The 17,133-nt window shown below is 46.3% G+C and carries 13 protein-coding genes; 7 read left to right on the plus strand and 6 right to left on the minus strand.

The features are described 5' to 3' along the window. Positions 1 to 58: 58 nt before the first annotated feature. The 6 genes from mnmG to rpmH all read right to left on the minus strand — a co-directional run bounded on the left by mnmG (position 59) and on the right by rpmH (position 6,034). Positions 59 to 1,948 (minus strand): tRNA uridine-5-carboxymethylaminomethyl(34) synthesis enzyme MnmG, encoded by a 1,890-nt coding sequence (mnmG, locus tag MKY41_RS18435; RefSeq protein WP_340746450.1) that lies wholly within the window; start codon positions 1,946 to 1,948, stop codon positions 59 to 61. A gap of 49 nt (positions 1,949 to 1,997) precedes the next feature. Next, complete coding sequence (gene mnmE / locus MKY41_RS18440) at positions 1,998 to 3,383, minus strand: tRNA uridine-5-carboxymethylaminomethyl(34) synthesis GTPase MnmE (RefSeq protein ID WP_340746451.1); 1,386 nt, start codon at positions 3,381 to 3,383, stop codon at positions 1,998 to 2,000. 315 nt (positions 3,384 to 3,698) lie between these two features. After that, positions 3,699 to 4,472 (minus strand): RNA-binding cell elongation regulator Jag/EloR, encoded by a 774-nt coding sequence (jag, locus tag MKY41_RS18445; RefSeq protein ID WP_340746452.1) that lies wholly within the window; start codon positions 4,470 to 4,472, stop codon positions 3,699 to 3,701. Beyond that, complete coding sequence (yidC, locus tag MKY41_RS18450) at positions 4,469 to 5,275, minus strand: membrane protein insertase YidC (protein WP_340746453.1); 807 nt, start codon at positions 5,273 to 5,275, stop codon at positions 4,469 to 4,471. Before yidC ends, jag begins: the two co-directional genes overlap by 4 nt. 125 nt (positions 5,276 to 5,400) lie before the next feature. Further along, positions 5,401 to 5,748: a ribonuclease P protein component gene (rnpA, locus tag MKY41_RS18455; RefSeq protein WP_340746487.1), complete on the minus strand. Its 348-nt coding sequence runs from the start codon at positions 5,746 to 5,748 to the stop codon at positions 5,401 to 5,403. Positions 5,749 to 5,899: 151 nt separating this feature from the next. Continuing rightward, positions 5,900 to 6,034, minus strand: a complete 135-nt coding sequence (rpmH, locus tag MKY41_RS18460) for a 50S ribosomal protein L34 (RefSeq protein ID WP_084212392.1) — start codon at positions 6,032 to 6,034, stop codon at positions 5,900 to 5,902. 799 nt (positions 6,035 to 6,833) lie between these two features. Here rpmH and dnaA point away from each other — a divergent pair. The 7 genes from dnaA to MKY41_RS18495 all read left to right on the plus strand — a co-directional run bounded on the left by dnaA (position 6,834) and on the right by MKY41_RS18495 (position 16,825). Further along, a complete protein-coding gene (gene dnaA / locus MKY41_RS18465; protein ID WP_340746454.1) occupies positions 6,834 to 8,186 on the plus strand; it encodes a chromosomal replication initiator protein DnaA in 1,353 nt (450 codons plus the stop codon). A 165-nt stretch (positions 8,187 to 8,351) separates the two neighbouring features. After that, entirely contained in the window at positions 8,352 to 9,488 is a 1,137-nt protein-coding gene (gene dnaN, locus MKY41_RS18470) for a DNA polymerase III subunit beta (protein WP_340746455.1), read from the plus strand. Positions 9,489 to 9,648: 160 nt separating this feature from the next. Continuing rightward, on the plus strand, positions 9,649 to 9,888 hold the full coding sequence (gene yaaA / locus MKY41_RS18475) for a S4 domain-containing protein YaaA (protein WP_041072400.1): 240 nt from the start codon (positions 9,649 to 9,651) through the stop codon (positions 9,886 to 9,888). Beyond that, on the plus strand, positions 9,878 to 10,996 hold the full coding sequence (recF, locus tag MKY41_RS18480; protein WP_340746456.1) for a DNA replication/repair protein RecF: 1,119 nt from the start codon (positions 9,878 to 9,880) through the stop codon (positions 10,994 to 10,996). The genes yaaA and recF overlap by 11 nt, the downstream gene beginning before the upstream one ends. An 84-nt stretch (positions 10,997 to 11,080) precedes the next feature. Next, positions 11,081 to 13,003 carry a DNA topoisomerase (ATP-hydrolyzing) subunit B gene (gene gyrB / locus MKY41_RS18485; protein ID WP_340746488.1) on the plus strand — a complete coding sequence of 641 codons (1,923 nt, stop codon included), beginning with the start codon at positions 11,081 to 11,083 and terminating at the stop codon, positions 13,001 to 13,003. A gap of 84 nt (positions 13,004 to 13,087) precedes the next feature. Then, a complete protein-coding gene (gene gyrA, locus MKY41_RS18490) occupies positions 13,088 to 15,583 on the plus strand; it encodes a DNA gyrase subunit A (protein ID WP_340746457.1) in 2,496 nt (831 codons plus the stop codon). A gap of 138 nt (positions 15,584 to 15,721) precedes the next feature. Next, positions 15,722 to 16,825 carry an HD-GYP domain-containing protein gene (locus MKY41_RS18495; protein ID WP_340746458.1) on the plus strand — a complete coding sequence of 368 codons (1,104 nt, stop codon included), beginning with the start codon at positions 15,722 to 15,724 and terminating at the stop codon, positions 16,823 to 16,825. Positions 16,826 to 17,133 lie beyond the last annotated feature (308 nt).

The raw sequence follows: 17,133 nt of genomic DNA on the forward strand, positions 1-17,133 counted from the left end.
AGACATGGATTTCCTCAAAAAAAGAGGTGCGGAGATTTGATCCGCACCAGCTTGGAATTTAGCCTGATATTTTTGCAATTTTCCCTTGTTCAATATACACAAGTAGAATTGAAATATCAGCTGGATTGACGCCGGATATACGAGATGCTTGTGCAATGGACAAAGGACGCACTTGGTTCAAATTAGCTTTTGCTTCCTTTGCAATTCCTGATATTGCATCATAATCGATATTTTCCGGTATTTTCTTATTTTCCATTTTCTTCAATCTTTCGACTTGCTGCATCGATTTTTGGATATAGCCTTCATACTTGATGAAGATTTCCACTTGCTCCGCCACTTCTTCAGAAAGTTGTTCCTCTGATGGAGTGATGCGGATGATATCATTGTATTTCATCTCTGGACGTTTCAAGAGGTCTGCTGCTTTGATGGACTCCCGAAGTTCCGTTCCGCCTGCCGCACGGATGATTTCTTGGATTTCTTCGTTCGGTTTGATGGAAATCTTACGTAGCCGTTCGATTTCTTCCTCGATTTGTTGCTTTTTCACAAGGAATGCTTCATGCCGTTCTTCGCTGATCAATCCAAGTTTATAGCCGATTTCCGTCAAACGCATGTCGGCATTGTCATGGCGGAGAAGAAGACGGTATTCGGCACGGGATGTAAGGAGTCGATATGGCTCGCTTGTCCCTTTTGTAACAAGATCATCGATCAAGACACCGATATACGCATCCGAACGGGCGAGGACGCGCTCCTCTTTGCCAAGCACCCGGCAAGCTGCGTTAATGCCCGCCATCAGACCTTGTGCTGCCGCCTCTTCATACCCGGACGTGCCGTTAATTTGACCGGCTGTGTACAGGTTGCGGATCCGTTTTGTTTCTAAGGTCGGCCACAATTGAGTTGCGACGACTGAATCGTACTCGATGGCATATCCCGCACGCATCATTTCCGCTTTTTCAAGTCCCGGCACACTCTCGATCAATCTCCGTTGCACATGTTCCGGCAAACTGGTCGATAAACCTTGGACGTATACTTCGTTCGTATTCCGCCCTTCCGGCTCCAAGAAAATTTGGTGGCGGGATTTATCCGCGAAGCGTACGATTTTATCTTCGATCGATGGGCAATAGCTCGGCCCTTTCCCTTTGATCATTCCCGAATACATCGGGGATAAATGAAGGTTTTCATTGATGATCTGATGGGTGGTCGGGGAAGTGTATGTCAGCCAGCAAGGAAGCTGGTCCATGATGAATTCTGTTGTTTCATAACTGAAAGCCCGGGGTACATCATCGCCCGGTTGGATTTCCGTTTTACTGTAATCGATCGTTTTGCTGTTGATACGCGGAGGAGTTCCGGTTTTGAACCGGACCATTTCAAATCCAAGTTCCCGGATATTGTCCGCCAAGCTGATGGATGGCATTTGGTTGTTCGGACCGCTCGAATATTTCAAGTCCCCGATGATAATTTCACCACGGAGGAAAGTCCCGGTTGTAATAATGACCGTTTTCGCTCGGTAGATTGCCCCGATTTGAGTGATGACGCCTTTCACTTCATCCTCTTCGACAATCAATTCTTCAACGACGCCTTGCCGCAGAGTCAAATTCTCTTGCGATTCCATAATACGTTTCATCTCTTGTTGATACAGCACTTTGTCCGCTTGCGCACGGAGAGCCCGTACGGCTGGACCTTTCCCTGTATTCAACATCCTCATTTGGATATGTGTTTTGTCAATCACTTTCCCCATGGCACCGCCGAGCGCATCGATTTCACGTACGACGATCCCCTTTGCAGGACCGCCAAGTGACGGGTTACATGGCATGAAAGCGATCATATCTAAGTTCATAGTCAACACTAATGTCGATGCACCCATCTTTGCTGCAGACAATGCCGCTTCTGCGCCGGCATGGCCAGCTCCGATGACAATACAATCGAACGTGCCCGCTTCAAATTTCGGCATGTTCGTTCATCCTTCCTAATTTATAGAATAATGTCCTTCGACATTTTATTTATTTTCCAAGGCAAAATTGCGAGAACAATTGATTGATCAAACTATCTTGAACGGTATCCCCGATTATCTCCCCGAGGATTTCCCATGTACGGGTGACATCAATTTGAATCATATCGACCGGTACACCTGCTTCTGCTGCATGAAGGGCATCCTGTATCGTGGCACGTGCCTGATGCAGCAAGGCGATATGCCGAGCATTAGAAACGTACGTCAAATCTCCCGTTTCAATGGTACCTTCAAAGAACAAGCCGGCAATCGCTTCTTCCAGTTCATCGACGCCTTCTTCCTTCAACAGGGAAGTGGTAACGATTTTTCCGGTGCCGGCGAGTTCCTGCACTCGATCCATATTGATTTTTTGCGGCAGATCGGTTTTATTGATGACGACGATCGTATCCATTCCGGCCACCGCTTCGAAAAGCCGCTCGTCTTCCTCCGTCAGGTCCTCGGAACTATTCAGTACGAGGAGGATTAAATCGGCTTCCTTCAATACTTGTCTCGATCGCTCGACCCCGATCCGTTCGACGATATCCTCTGTCTCCCGGATGCCCGCCGTGTCGACGAGACGGAGTGGAACACCGCGAACATTGACGTACTCCTCAATAATATCACGGGTTGTCCCCGCAATGTCGGTGACAATCGCTTTATTTTCCTGAACGATGCTGTTCAATAAAGATGATTTCCCGACGTTCGGCCGTCCGATGATGACAGTGGAAAGCCCTTCCCGCAGGATTTTCCCTTGGGAGGAAGTTCGCAACAGCTTATCGATTTCGTCCCGTACCCAAGTACTTTTTTCAATCATAAGCGGGACCGTCATTTCCTCTACATCGTCGTACTCCGGGTAGTCGATATTGACTTCCACCTGGGCTAACGTTTCGAGCAGCGCCTGTCGCAAATCCCCTATCAGCCTGGATAATTTTCCTTCCATCTGGTTCAATGCAACATTCATGGCCCGGTCTGTCTTGGCACGGATCAAGTCCATGACCGCTTCCGCTTGGGAAAGATCGACCCGGCCATTCAAAAAGGCACGTTTCGTGAATTCTCCCGGTTCTGCCAATCGGGCCCCTTCCTTCAACACCAACTTCAAAACGCGATTGACCGCGACAAGGCCTCCGTGGCAATTGATCTCGACTACGTCCTCTCTCGTGAAGGTCTTTGGCGCTTTCATCAAAGAAACCATGACCTCTTCCACGATTTCTCCTGTAGCCGGCTCTGCCAAGTGGCCGTAATGGATCGTATGGGATGGTTCGTTCATCAGTTGCTTTCCTGATGGCGAACGGAATATTTTATTTGCAATATGGATAGCTTCGTCCCCACTTAGCCGGACGATGGCGATTGCCCCTTCCCCCATTGGAGTCGAAATGGCAGCTATTGTATCAAAATGCACGCTCTTCATCCTTCCTGGCCAGTTACTCACATGTGGATAACATCGTTAGATTCAACTATCTAACATAATATAGTATCACAAATCGGTCATTTCTCATAGCGTCCAAGATCAAAAAAGTGTGGATAAGTTACAACATTATATGCTGTCATGTTATCCACATTTTGAGCTATCATCCTTATGGATTGACAACTCAGCCGGGAAGTTTCATTTTCCGCGGCTCGCTTTCCCGGCCGAGTTTCCTATTGTAACCTAACAAAAAGAAGGCTATCCAGAGAATCAGCTTTCACTGATTCTGGATAGCCCTCAGTTATTACATTATTTGATCGGTTCGATGACGAGATATCGGTGCGGATCCGCCCCTTCCGAATAGGTCTCGATATCGAGCCGGTTCGATAGGGCATGATGGATTACTTTACGTTCATGGGAAGGCATTGGTTCGAGTTGCACTTTCCGTCCGTTACGTACAGCTTTGTCAGCCATCCGTTCGGCAAGTTGTTGCAATGATTGCTCCCGGCGTTCCCGATAATTTCCGATGTCAATGCGGACTACTTTAAACTGATCGGATGATTTATTGGCGACTAATTGGGCCAGCTGCTGCAAGGCGTTCAATGTCTGACCCCGTTTTCCGATCAGCATGGCCGCTTTCTTGCTATCTAATTGGAATGTAACGTATTTGCCGTTGACCTCATGGGCCACCTGCAAGTCATCGATTTTCATTTCTTTGGCAACCGATTGCAAATAGGCTTCGGTTGTTTCGACAGCCGATTGATCGTCTGCAATAGGTTCCAAATTTGGTTCCTCTTCCAAAGGTTCTTCTTCTAAAACCTTCGTAGAATCAGGCTCTGCTACATCCACTTCTTCTTGTTTCAGTTGCGATTCGTCGATGATCGGTAGTTCTGAGACGGAAGGTTCATTCACTTCATTTACGGTAACGGTCACTACAGCCTCTTTGGCACCGAAACCGAGAAATCCTTTTTTCCCTTCATCGATGACTTCGATTTCCACTTCATCACGTGATACGTTAAGTGCTTGTAATGCTGCCGAGATCGCCAATTCCACAGTGGCTCCCCTTCGCGTCAAACTTGTCATTTCCGCTTCCCTCCCGCTTTAACAGGTTTATTACCTTGCTTTTTCACAGGTTCATTTACAGGTTCCACTTCTTTTTTCTTGAATGGTTTATAAATGAAGAAGTTTTGGACAATGGAGATGATGTTCCCGATTACCCAGTATAATGCCAAAGCTGCTGGCAAGAACGTACCGAAGACCATGATCATGAACGGCATAATGTACATCATCGTTTTCATCTGCGGATTATCAATTGCCGGCCCGGTTCGTAGGACGAGAAACTGCATGAGTCCCGCGAGGATGGCTAACGTAATGCTCGGTGCAGCCAACTCGAACCAGAAAAAGTTGCCGAGATTGATTTCCGGTGTAGCGTTCATCCGGCTGATTGCATGGTAGAATCCGATCAGAATCGGCATTTGAATGAGAATCGGCAAGCAACCCGCAGCCGGATTGATCTTCCGCTCTGTCATGACCTTTTGCATTTCTTCACGGTATTTCTGTTGAGTGACCGCGTCTTTTGACGCATACTTCTCTTTCAATGCCTTCAATTCCGGCTGGATTTCCTGCATCCTTTTGGAGCTTTGTGTCTGTTTGATCATCAAAGGCAACAAGATGAGCCGGATGATGACCGTCACTGCAATGATTCCCAGACCGTATGTCCCAAGCAAATCTTTAAATGTGACAATTAGAGAGACGAGAGGCCAGACGATAAAACGGTTCCAAAACCCTTCGCTCTCCGCGTAAATCGGCTGATTAAATTCCGAACAGCCTGCAAGGAACACCGACACGGCGGTCAGCAAGAGGAGCAATGTCAGTTTCTTTTTCAAATTTTTTCCCCCAAATCATTTCTACTCTACTTCTTACTTTCCGTACCCCATCGAGCAGACGGGCTTGTCCACTGGATCGGACAGAAAGATCTTATTTTCAGTCTATCATTTTCAAATGTGTCATTCTACTTATTCTTCCTTAGAACTCGTGCGATTCGCAAAACATGTTGTAAACTTTTTTTCGTCTCATGAAAATCAAGACTGGCCGCCTGATGTCTGGCGATGATGATATAATCCATGTCATTTCGCACTTCATCCCGCAATTCGAGGAACGTTTGCCGAATATAACGTTTGATGCGATTCCGTGTTACGGCATTCCCGATTTTTTTTCCGACGGATAGGCCGATCCGGAACTCATTTTGCTCTTCCTTCCTATAGGAATAGACAACAAATTGCCGATTGGCAAATGACTTTCCCTTTTTGAAGACTTGCTGGAATTCTTCATTCTTTTTAATCCGCTGGCGTTTATTCAACCTCTGCACCTGCCTTGCTTCCTCATAAATGACAGCTCTTCTTCCATAAAAGGCTGCTCTTCAAACGGGCATTTCCAGTGACGGACACCGCTCAAGAAACTACCTATTCATCTATCTAGGACAAGAAAAAAGACCACTGATGTCAGTGGCCTTATGCTGAAAGCACTTTTCTTCCTTTGCGGCGACGTGCTGCGATTACTCTACGTCCGCTTTTCGTGCTCATTCTCGCACGGAAGCCGTGAACTTTACTACGTTTACGTTTATTTGGTTGAAATGTACGTTTCATCTATAGACACCTCCTGGATAATTGCCTGTTTCCTGTGTGACAGTCTTGAATAGTATATCCGTCATCCCGACGATAGTCAACTTTTTTTTGTGAATTCACGGACGAATCCCCGGTTGGCGGGGGAAGTTATGAGCGTTATTATGGACGCTTGGGAACGAGTTATCAGCGGTTCTATGGAATTATCGTCGCTTGGCGTAAGGTATCAGCAGTTCTCCAAAATTATCAGCACTTGACACAAAATATCAGCAGTCCCCCGGAATTATCAGCCCTTGATCCAGATTATCGGCGATTCTCGAGAAATATCATCTCTTGGCATCAGTTTGACCCGCTATTCAGATCCAACTAAGGAACTCCACGCAATTTCACCGGTCCGCGAAATCTATATCCGATTTTACCAAATTCCGAGTGCATTCTTTTTTCTTTTCCCTGTTCGAAAGTTATCAACAGCCCTGAGATTTTTTCGGAGGATGTCTCTGTGAATTGTTCCCTTGTCCTATTTTTTTATTCACATCGTTTATCTACAGGTTTTTCACATACCAAGCCCTGTGGATAAAGGTTTCATCCACATGAATGGATGATGTGGATAAGTCGTTTGACTCCTTGTATTGCTTGTCGTTTCCTGTTACAATGTAATGGATTTTGTTGTTCACACATTTTTATACATGTTTAGTTATCCACAATTGTTGATAGGTTGTGGATAATTTTTTCAACATAATTTGATAATTGTTATCCACAAGCCTGGAAATTGTGTATAATACATATCTTCGGCTTTTTTATTATTTGCAAAGGAGGCGCAGGCTTGGAACATTTTGAGGAACTATGGAATGAGGTTTTGGCGAAAGTCGAGAAGAAAATTTCGAGACCCAGCTTTGAAACATGGTTGAAATCGACAAAATTGATGTCCTATGGTGATGAGATTGTCACGATAGCAGCCCCCAATGCCTTTGCTCAGGATTGGTTAGAAAATAACTACGTACACCTGATCACAGGCATTCTTTCCGAATTGACCGGGGAAGACCGGATCATCCAATTTTATGTACCGGAAGATATGGAGTCGAATGATTTTGCGATGCCTAAACCATCCGTGAAACCGCCGGTAGAAAAAGGGCCATCGATGTCATCCCCTGCCATGTTGAATATGAAATATACCTTTGACACTTTCGTTATCGGATCAGGAAACCGATTCGCCCATGCTGCATCACTCGCTGTCGCCGAGGCGCCTGCCAAGGCCTATAACCCGCTCTTTATCTATGGAGGAGTCGGGCTCGGCAAGACCCATTTGATGCATGCAATCGGCCATTATGTCCTGGAGCAGAATCCTTCAGCTAAGGTTGTCTATTTATCATCCGAAAAGTTTACGAATGAATTCATTAACTCTATACGGGATAACAAAGCTGTCGAATTCCGCAATCAATATCGGAACGTGGATGTCCTTTTGATAGACGATATTCAATTCCTTGCCGGAAAAGAACAAACGCAAGAGGAATTTTTCCATACATTCAATACACTACACGAGGAATCCAAACAAATCGTCATTTCCAGTGATCGGCCGCCCAAAGAGATCCCTACGCTGGAAGATCGGCTCCGATCGCGTTTTGAATGGGGATTGATCACAGATATCGCCCCTCCGGATCTGGAAACACGGATTGCCATCCTACGGAAAAAAGCGAAAGCAGATGGGCTTATTGATATCCCGAATGAAGTGATGTTATACATCGCCAACCAGATTGACTCGAACATCCGAGAGCTGGAAGGCGCCCTCATCCGAGTCGTGGCGTATTCTTCACTCGTGAACACGGATATTAATATCGATTTGGCAGCTGAAGCACTGAAAGACATCATCCCGAATACTAGACCGCGCGCTGTGACAATCTTGGATATCCAAAAATCCGTCGGAGAACATTACAATGTCCGTCTGGAAGATTTCACTGCTAAAAAGAGAACTCGTTCCATCGCCTTCCCTCGGCAGATTGCGATGTTTTTATCGCGGGAACTAACGGACGCCTCATTGCCCAAAATCGGCTCTGAGTTCGGGGGCCGCGACCATTCCACCGTAATTCATGCCCATGAAAAAATTTCAAAAATGTTAAAAGACGATGAAGCGCTGCAGCAAGATCTGCAAGAAATCAAAAACGCGCTTGGCCGTGGCTGAGGGCTGTGAATAACTTGGGATAACGTGTACCACTTCGTAAACAGGTTATACACATGTGGAAAACCTTTGAATTTCTTAGTTGAAATCACTTATCCACATATCCACACGCCCTACTACTATTACTATTACTTTATTTAATTAATAAATATATAAGCGAGGTAGAACATGAAATTTGAAATCATGCGTAATCGACTGCTCGACGGAATCGGAGATGTAATGAAGGCGATCAGCCAAAAAGTTGCCACTCCGATCCTGACGGGGATAAAAATCGAAGTGACGGAAAATGGCATTACGATGACAGGAAGCGATTCAGATATAACGATTTGCACGTTTATCCCTGCTGAGGAAGATGGGGAGCAGATCATACGGGTTATTGAAAAAGGTTCGATTGTCATGCAAGCAAAGGTATTTAGTGAAATTGTCCGGAAGTTGCCGACCAATGATGTTACGATTGAAGTTGCCAATGGACTTCAAGTACATATTCGTTCCGGCAAATCGGAATTCCATCTGATCGGATCTGATGCGGAAGATTATCCAATCCTTCCTGAAATGCGGGATGAATATCGTTTTACGTTTCCAGCAGATTTGATGAAATCCATTATTCGCGAAACGGTATTTGCTGTATCCCAACATGAAACAAGACCCATTTTGACAGGGGTCCACTGGTTATCGAAAGATGGAAATTTGGAATGTGTGGCGACGGATAGTCACCGTTTGGCCCGGCGGATCACTTCTCCGGAAGGTCTTTCTGACGTGCCGTTCAGTGTCGTCATTCCAGGGAAAAGCCTTCAGGAACTGAGCAAGATCTTGCCCGATAATGCAGAACTTGTGGATATCGTCATTGCGGATCACCAAGTTTTGTTCAAAACGCGTAATGTATTGTTTTATTCCCGGCTATTGGAAGGGAATTACCCAGATACTTCCCGTCTGATCCCATCGGAGTATCAAACTTCGGTGAAAGTGAACGGTAAACTGCTATTGCAGGCGATCGATCGGGCTTCTTTGCTCGCACGCGAAGAGCGGAATAACATCGTCCGTTTCGTTGCTGACGAAGGAAAAGCGATTGAAGTCTCCTCCAATTCTCCTGAAGTAGGGAAAGTCGAGGAACTGATCGAAGCACTTGACATTTCCGGGGAAGATCTGAAAATTTCATTCAGCGCTAAATATATGATGGATGCGCTGAAGGCAATCGATGGACAAGATGTCGTCCTCCATTTCACAGGAGCGATGCGCCCGTTCATCTTAAAATCGGTTGATGACGATTCGATCCTTCAACTGATCTTGCCTGTCAGAACCTACTGATTTTGTCTTTATTCAGCGGGTATCCAAATGCTTGCTGAGTATTGATAAGCCACCAGCGTAAATAGGTCAGGATAGTCATTCAAAATGACTATCCTTTTTACTTACCGCGAAAACTCCTGTAAAATAAGGATATACATTAATTGTGAAGGGTTGAGAGTCGATGGAATTATTGAAAATCGATGCTGAATTTGTAACGCTTGGCCAATTGCTGAAAATGACCAATGCAATCAGTTCAGGCGGCATGGCCAAATGGTTCTTGGAAGAGAATATTGTCTATGTGAATGGCGAAGAAGAACGCCGTCGTGGCAAAAAACTTCGGCATGGTGATATCGTCAATGTACCAGGCATCGGTAAATTTAAAATAGATGGATTGCCCGCTGGACAAACGGATGTACATTGAACGTTTGGAACTGACCGACTACCGGAACTACGCTTCTCTCGATTTATCTTTTTCTCCTCAAATTAATGTGCTGATCGGCGAAAACGCGCAAGGCAAGACAAATATCATGGAGGCGGTCTATGTTTTATCGATGGCGAAATCCCATCGGACTTCAAATGATCGTGAATTGATACGCTGGGATCAAGAACATGGTAAAATAAAAGGGGACATCCAACGGAAATACGGTAAGGTGCCGTTAGAGTTGACCATTTCAAAAAAAGGGAAAAAGGCGCGTGTGAACCATCTGGAACAGAATCGCCTCAGCCTTTATATCGGTCAATTGAACGTTGTCATGTTTGCGCCGGAAGATTTGAATCTTGTAAAAGGAAGTCCGCAAGTGCGAAGGAGATTCTTGGACATGGAAATTGGCCAGATTTCTCCGGTTTACTTGCATGACCTTCTGACATTTCAAAAAGTCTTAAAGCAACGGAATGCAATTCTGAAAGACAATCGGGGCAGGCTAGACTTCACCGATGTCATGTTTGATATTTATACAGAGCAGTATATTCAAGTGGCCGTACAAATTATTCGTAAACGGTTCTACTTCATGGATCTCTTGCAGAAATGGGCGGAACCTATCCACCGGGGAATTTCCCGGGGAATGGAGACGCTTGAAGTGTCATATGGGACTTTAAAAGAGCTTGAATCCGGGCAGACTGTGGAGCAAATGGAAGAAATACTCGCAAAGCGTTTGCATGAAGTGAGGAGGCGGGAATTGGAACGCGGCATGACGCTTGTCGGTCCGCATCGGGACGATCTCCATTTCTTCGTCAACGGCTATGACATCCAGACGTATGGCTCGCAGGGGCAGCAGCGGACGACAGCGCTGTCCCTTAAACTTGCGGAAATCGAGCTGGTAAAACAGGAGATCGGCGAAGCGCCGGTCCTTCTGCTCGATGATGTATTATCCGAATTGGATGATTATCGGCAATCCCATTTATTGAACACGATCCAAGGGCAAGTACAAACCTTCGTCACCACGACGAATATTGCCGGGATTGACCATGACACCATCCGGCAAGCCGAAATTTTTGAAGTATCGGCAGGCAAAGCAACAAAGATCACATAATGATCGGTTTATTGATATATATAGGTTTTTGTCCGGAAATGACTTTGATCAATGTTCGGGGAAGGAAAGGTGAACAGTTTGGCAATGGAAGAAAAAGACATGCAAGTGGCCTATGATGCGAATCAGATCCAAGTTCTGGAGGGGCTGGAGGCTGTCCGCAAGCGGCCCGGCATGTATATCGGGACAACAAGTTCCAAAGGTCTTCATCATCTCGTATGGGAAATTGTGGACAATAGTATTGACGAGGCACTTGCCGGCTACTGTGACCATATTGAAGTGACTATCGAGAAGGATGATTGGATCCGAGTCGATGATAATGGACGCGGAATCCCGGTTGGTATCCAAGAATCGACGGGTCGGCCCGCAGTTGAAGTCATCATGACGGTTCTGCACGCCGGGGGGAAATTCGGTGGAGGCGGTTATAAGGTCTCCGGCGGGCTCCATGGCGTCGGGGCATCTGTCGTCAACGCTCTTTCCGAGAAGACGGAAGTCTATGTGAAACTAGATGGAAAAGTTCATGCAATCGAATTTGAACGTGGAAATTTGACGAAGGAACTGACTGTCATCGGTGAAACGGATGAAACTGGGACACGAATTCGCTTCAAAGCCGATCCGGAAATTTTCACAGAAACGACTGTCTATGAATATGACATTTTAGCGAATCGTCTTCGTGAGCTTGCCTATTTGAACCGCGGTCTTCGCATTACGATTACCGATGAGCGCGGCGTGGAAATCCGCTCGGATATTTTCCACTACGAAGGCGGCATCAAATCATATGTCGAGCATTTGAATAAAAATAAAGAACCGATTCATGAGGAACCGATTTTCATCGAAGGCGAGAAGGATGGGATTTCAATTGAAATTGCCATGCAATATAACGCAGGATATGCAGAAAATCTGTTTTCATTCGCCAATAATATCAACACGTATGAAGGCGGGACGCATGAATCCGGATTTAAAACGGCATTGACCCGTGTCATTAATGATTTTGCGCGTAAAAATGGCATGCTGAAAGAAGCTGATCCCAACTTGTCGGGGGATGATGTGCGGGAAGGATTGACCGCTATCATTTCCATCAAGCATCCGGACCCGCAATTCGAGGGACAGACAAAAACGAAACTAGGGAACTCTGAAGTGAGCACGATTACCAATTCCTTGTTCTCAGAAGGATTCCAACGTTTCTTGTTAGAGAACCCGAATGTCTCACGTAAAATTGTCGATAAGAGCTTGATGGCGGCACGTGCACGGCTGGCAGCGAAAAATGCACGGGAGCTCACAAGAAGGAAATCTGCACTTGAAGTGTCCAGCCTGCCTGGGAAACTGGCGGATTGCTCCTCACGGGACCCGGCTATCAGTGAATTGTATATCGTTGAGGGAGATTCGGCGGGAGGCTCCGCAAAAAGCGGACGGGACCGCCATTTCCAAGCAATCCTCCCCCTTCGTGGTAAAATATTGAACGTCGAGAAGGCTCGGTTGGATCGGATTTTAGGCAATGCAGAAATTCGCATGATGATCACTGCGCTTGGCACGGGGATCGGAGAAGAGTTCGCACTGGAGAAGGCACGTTATCACAAAATCATCATCATGACGGATGCCGATGTGGACGGAGCGCATATCCGTACGTTGCTTCTGACATTCTTCTTCCGTTTCATGCGGCCGCTCATCGAGGCGGGGTACGTCTATATCGCACAGCCTCCTTTGTACCGCGTGAAATCAGGAAAAAATGAAGAATATTGCTATAATGAAGAGGAACTGCAAGAAATCATCAACCGGTTGCCGGCGTCTCCGAAACCCGTCATTACCCGCTACAAAGGGCTTGGGGAAATGGACGCGGAGCAACTATGGGATACGACGATGGATCCGGAGCAACGTACATTGCTGCAAGTCCAGCTAGAGGACGCGTTGGATGCAGATGCCACATTTGAGCAACTGATGGGTGATGAAGTCGAACCCCGACGCAGATTCATCGAAGATAATGCACTGTATGTGAAAAATTTAGATACGTAATACATGGTAGATGAGAAGGTAAGGCCGTAATACTGTACGGCCTGCTTTTTCCGTTTAGACGACTTCTGAAAGGAGCTTAACAATATGGCAGATATGCCGAAACGTGGTGTCCAAGGCATCAATATCAGTTCTGAAATGAGAACCTCATTCCTCGATTACGCAATGAGCGTCATCGTTTCCCGGGCGCTCCCCGATGTCAGGGATGGGTTGAAGCCGGTACATCGCCGTATTCTCTATGCAATGCAGGATTTGGGGAATACGGCGGACAAACCACATAAAAAATCCGCGCGTATTGTCGGCGACGTCATCGGGAAATATCATCCGCATGGTGATAGCGCTGTGTACGATACGATGGTCCGGATGGCACAAGATTTCAACTATCGCTATATGCTCGTCGATGGCCACGGGAACTTCGGGTCCGTAGACGGGGACTCGGCAGCCGCGATGCGGTACACGGAGTCCCGTATGTCCCGTATTGCGATGGAATTATTACGTGATATTAATAAAGATACGATTGATTACCAGGATAACTATGATGGTCAAGAAAGAGAACCGATAGTCCTGCCAAGCCGGTTTCCGAACTTGCTCGTCAATGGAACGTCCGGGATCGCGGTCGGAATGGCGACTAATATCCCTCCACACCATTTGGGGGAAACGATTGACGCGGTTTTGGCATTGGCCGACAACTCCGCCATTACGACGGAAGAGCTGATGGAAATCGTACCCGGACCTGACTTCCCGACAGGCGGGATCATCATGGGACGAAGCGGAATCCGCAGAGCCTATGAAACAGGCAGAGGTTCTTTGATTATCCGCGGGAAAGTGGAAATCGAACAGCAAGCGAACGGCAAGGAGACGATCATCGTCACCGAACTGCCTTATCAGGTGAATAAGGCCCGTTTGGTCGAGAAGATCGCGGAGCTGGTCCGCGAGAAGAAAATCGACGGCATCACACATTTGGCGGATGAATCCGACCGGACAGGCATGCGGATCGTTATCGAAGTCCGACGAGATGCAAACGCCAATGTACTATTGAACAATTTATATAAACAGACAGCCCTCCAGTCGAGCTTCGGTATCAATATGCTGGCACTCGTGGACGGCGTTCCGAAAGTGCTCGCATTGAAAGAGATCCTCTATCATTATTTGGAGCACCAAAAAGTCGTCATCCGGAGACGGACACAGTACGACTTGAACAAGGCGGAAGATCGGGCACATATTTTGGAAGGTCTGCGAATTGCGCTTGATCATATCGATGAAATCATCGCCTTGATCCGGGGATCCAAAACGACGGATGAAGCTAGAAGCGGTTTGATGGAACGTTTCAACTTGAGCGAACGCCAGGCACAAGCCATCTTGGACATGCGACTGCAACGATTGACAGGTTTGGAACGGGATAAGATTGAGGACGAATATCAGGAGCTTCAGTTGTTGATTGCTGAGCTTCGCGCCATATTGGCAGATGAAGAGAAACTGGTCCAGATCATCCGGGAGGAATTGCTGGAAGTGAAAGAACGTTTTTCAGACAAACGTCGGACGGAAATCACTTCAGGCGGTGCTGAAATGCTCGAAGACGAAGATCTGATCCCTGTCGAGAACTCTGTTTTGACACTTACACATAACGGGTATATTAAACGGTTGCCGGCCAGCACATATCGTAGTCAACGCCGGGGCGGGCGCGGAATTCAAGGAATGGGCACGAATGACGATGACTTTGTGGAGCATCTCCTGAATACGTCGACGCATGATACGATCTTGTTCTTTACAAGCCGGGGCCGTGTCTTCAAGACGAAAGGTTACCAAGTACCGGAATTCAGCCGGACTGCGAAAGGTTTGCCGATTATTAACCTGTTAGGCGTAGACAAGGACGAGAAAGTAACAGCGATGATTGCGGTACCAGAATTCGATGCTGATAAATATCTGTTCTTCGCAACTCGTAATGGAATCGTAAAGCGGACACCGGTAGCTGAATTCGCCAATATCCGCTCCAACGGACTGATTGCTCTTACATTGCGCGGCGAAGACGAATTGATCGGCGTGAAAATGACGAATAGCAAAGATAATATTGTCATTGGAACGAGAGAAGGCATGCTCATCAAATTCAATGAAGAGGATGTCCGTTCCATGGGTCGTCTTGCAGGCGGAGTCATCGGGATCCGTCTGCGTGAAGGGGATTATGCAGTCGGCATGGATACGGTCCATGAAGGCGATGAAATTCTGGTCGTTACAGAAAAAGGATTCGGTAAACGGACACCGGAAGACGAATACCGGATTCAGACCCGTGGCGGGTATGGATTGAAGACATTGCATGTCACCGATCGGAATGGCCTGCTAGTGGCGATGAAGACGGTAGACGGGTCGGAAGACTTGATGCTGATCACGATCCATGGGATTTTGATTCGGATGGACGTCCATGACATTTCCATCATTGGTCGGAGTACGCAAGGTGTACGGCTGATCCGGTTAGGGGAAGATGAACTGGTCGCCACTGTTGCGAAGGTTGAAAAAGAAGTGTTGGAAGAGGAAGAGCATGAAGAAGATCTCATGCCAGAAGATGAAGATGAAATGAATGATGAATGAACTGAAGTTATTGAAACGTCCTGAGTGGGCGTTTCAATAACTTTTTTTATTTAGGGCGGCAAATTATTCCCTATCGTCAATGTCCAAAATTTGGAGTATGATTAAGGAAGCAAAAAGGATTGAAAGCGGGGGAAAGCGATGGTAGAAACTTATACAGACGTTAGTGATTTGCGTCCGGGTTTTATTTTAAGTGAGGATATATTCGTAAATACGAAGGATCCCATCGTCCGTAAAGGGACGATGCTTGTACTGGAGCATTTTGAAATTCTCCAAGCGTTCGGTATACGTAAAGTCAAAGTGGAAGAACGAGTGCAGATCAATAAAGAGGAGAACGTGTCGGCTGGAACCCAGTCCTTGAGCCCGGATGATGTGTTGGCAATTATCCCGATGGAAAAGTTGAACTTGCAGGACCGCTATGAGTCGGTCGTTCAAAGTTTCCGAAAAGAGTTTCAAGGTTGGCGTGCGGGAGTAAAGCCGGATATTGCAAAAGTTCGTACACTTGCTCTTCCACTGGTAGAAACCTTCATTGAACAGAAAAAAATGTTGACTGTCCTGAATGAGTTTTCCAATTCAAAGGATTATCTCTATCATCATTCCATTGCGGTCGGTATCTTGGCAGCCATGATCGGTAAGCAATTGGAGTTTCCGAAAGGACAAGTCTTGCAATTGGGTCTTGCCGGAGTTCTGGCGGATTGCGGCATGGCCAAAATCAACCGGTCGATAACAGAAAAAGCTTCCTTTCTAACGAAAGATGAATTCAAAGAAGTAAAAAAACATACCGTCTATAGTTATCAAATGGTACAAGAAACTCCATTTCTACGCCCAGAAATGAAAATAGCGATCTTTCAACATCATGAACGGCTAGACGGTAGCGGCTATCCAAAAGGTATTAAAATGAACGACATTTCCATCTTCTCGCAAATTCTTGCCGTGGCAGATGTCTTTCATGCAATGACATCGGAACGTGTCTATCGAAAACGAGAGTCGCCCTTCAAAGTGATTGAAATGATCAAGGAAGAGGAGTTTGGCAAATTCGATATCAAAGTTGTCCAAGCATTGCATGACCTTGTCGCCAATATTACGATCGGCACGAAAGTCAAATTGACGAATGGCGATGTTGGGGAAGTCATTTTCGTTCACCGTGATGCCCGGCTACGACCGATGGTGAAGAAAAACGATGATGAATCGATTATCGACCTCACAACCAATCGTCACTTAGCTATCGAAAGAGTGTTAGAGTGAAGAGGAACAGCTACGGGCATATCAGCTCGGTAGCTGTTCTTTATCAAAGAAACAACTTTTTTTAATTTAGGGGTTGCAAAGTAGAAGACATCGGAGTATAGTAGAGAACGTTGCGCTTCACATAACGGCAAACAACGAAAAAAGAAATTGAAAAAAGTTGTTGACATTATGAATGCAGCTTGGTATGATATAAGAGTTGCTGCGAAACACAACGGCAACGAAATGAACCTTGAAAACTGAACAGCAAAACGTCAACAAATAAAGTTCGGAAGCCGACCCCGTCGGTGAAACGAACAAAACGAATCTTT

The organism is Sporosarcina sp. FSL W7-1349 (assembly GCF_038003045.1).
In the GTDB taxonomy this organism is placed as follows: Bacteria; Bacillota; Bacilli; order Bacillales_A; family Planococcaceae; genus Sporosarcina.

What these genes read in the sequence shown, in the direction of transcription:
- mnmG (WP_340746450.1), bottom strand. Translation starts at nt 1,948, where the DNA reads ATGCCGAAATTTGAAGCGGGCACGTTCGATTGTATTGTCATCGGAGCT.
- jag (WP_340746452.1), bottom strand. Translation starts at nt 4,472, where the DNA reads ATGACAAGTTTGACGCGAAGGGGAGCCACTGTGGAATTGGCGATCTCG.
- rpmH (WP_084212392.1), bottom strand. Translation starts at nt 6,034, where the DNA reads ATGAAACGTACATTTCAACCAAATAAACGTAAACGTAGTAAAGTTCAC.
- dnaN (WP_340746455.1), top strand. Translation starts at nt 8,352, where the DNA reads ATGAAATTTGAAATCATGCGTAATCGACTGCTCGACGGAATCGGAGAT.
- yaaA (WP_041072400.1), top strand. Translation starts at nt 9,649, where the DNA reads ATGGAATTATTGAAAATCGATGCTGAATTTGTAACGCTTGGCCAATTG.
- recF (WP_340746456.1), top strand. Translation starts at nt 9,878, where the DNA reads ATGTACATTGAACGTTTGGAACTGACCGACTACCGGAACTACGCTTCT.
- gyrB (WP_340746488.1), top strand. Translation starts at nt 11,081, where the DNA reads ATGGAAGAAAAAGACATGCAAGTGGCCTATGATGCGAATCAGATCCAA.
- gyrA (WP_340746457.1), top strand. Translation starts at nt 13,088, where the DNA reads ATGGCAGATATGCCGAAACGTGGTGTCCAAGGCATCAATATCAGTTCT.
- MKY41_RS18495 (WP_340746458.1), top strand. Translation starts at nt 15,722, where the DNA reads ATGGTAGAAACTTATACAGACGTTAGTGATTTGCGTCCGGGTTTTATT.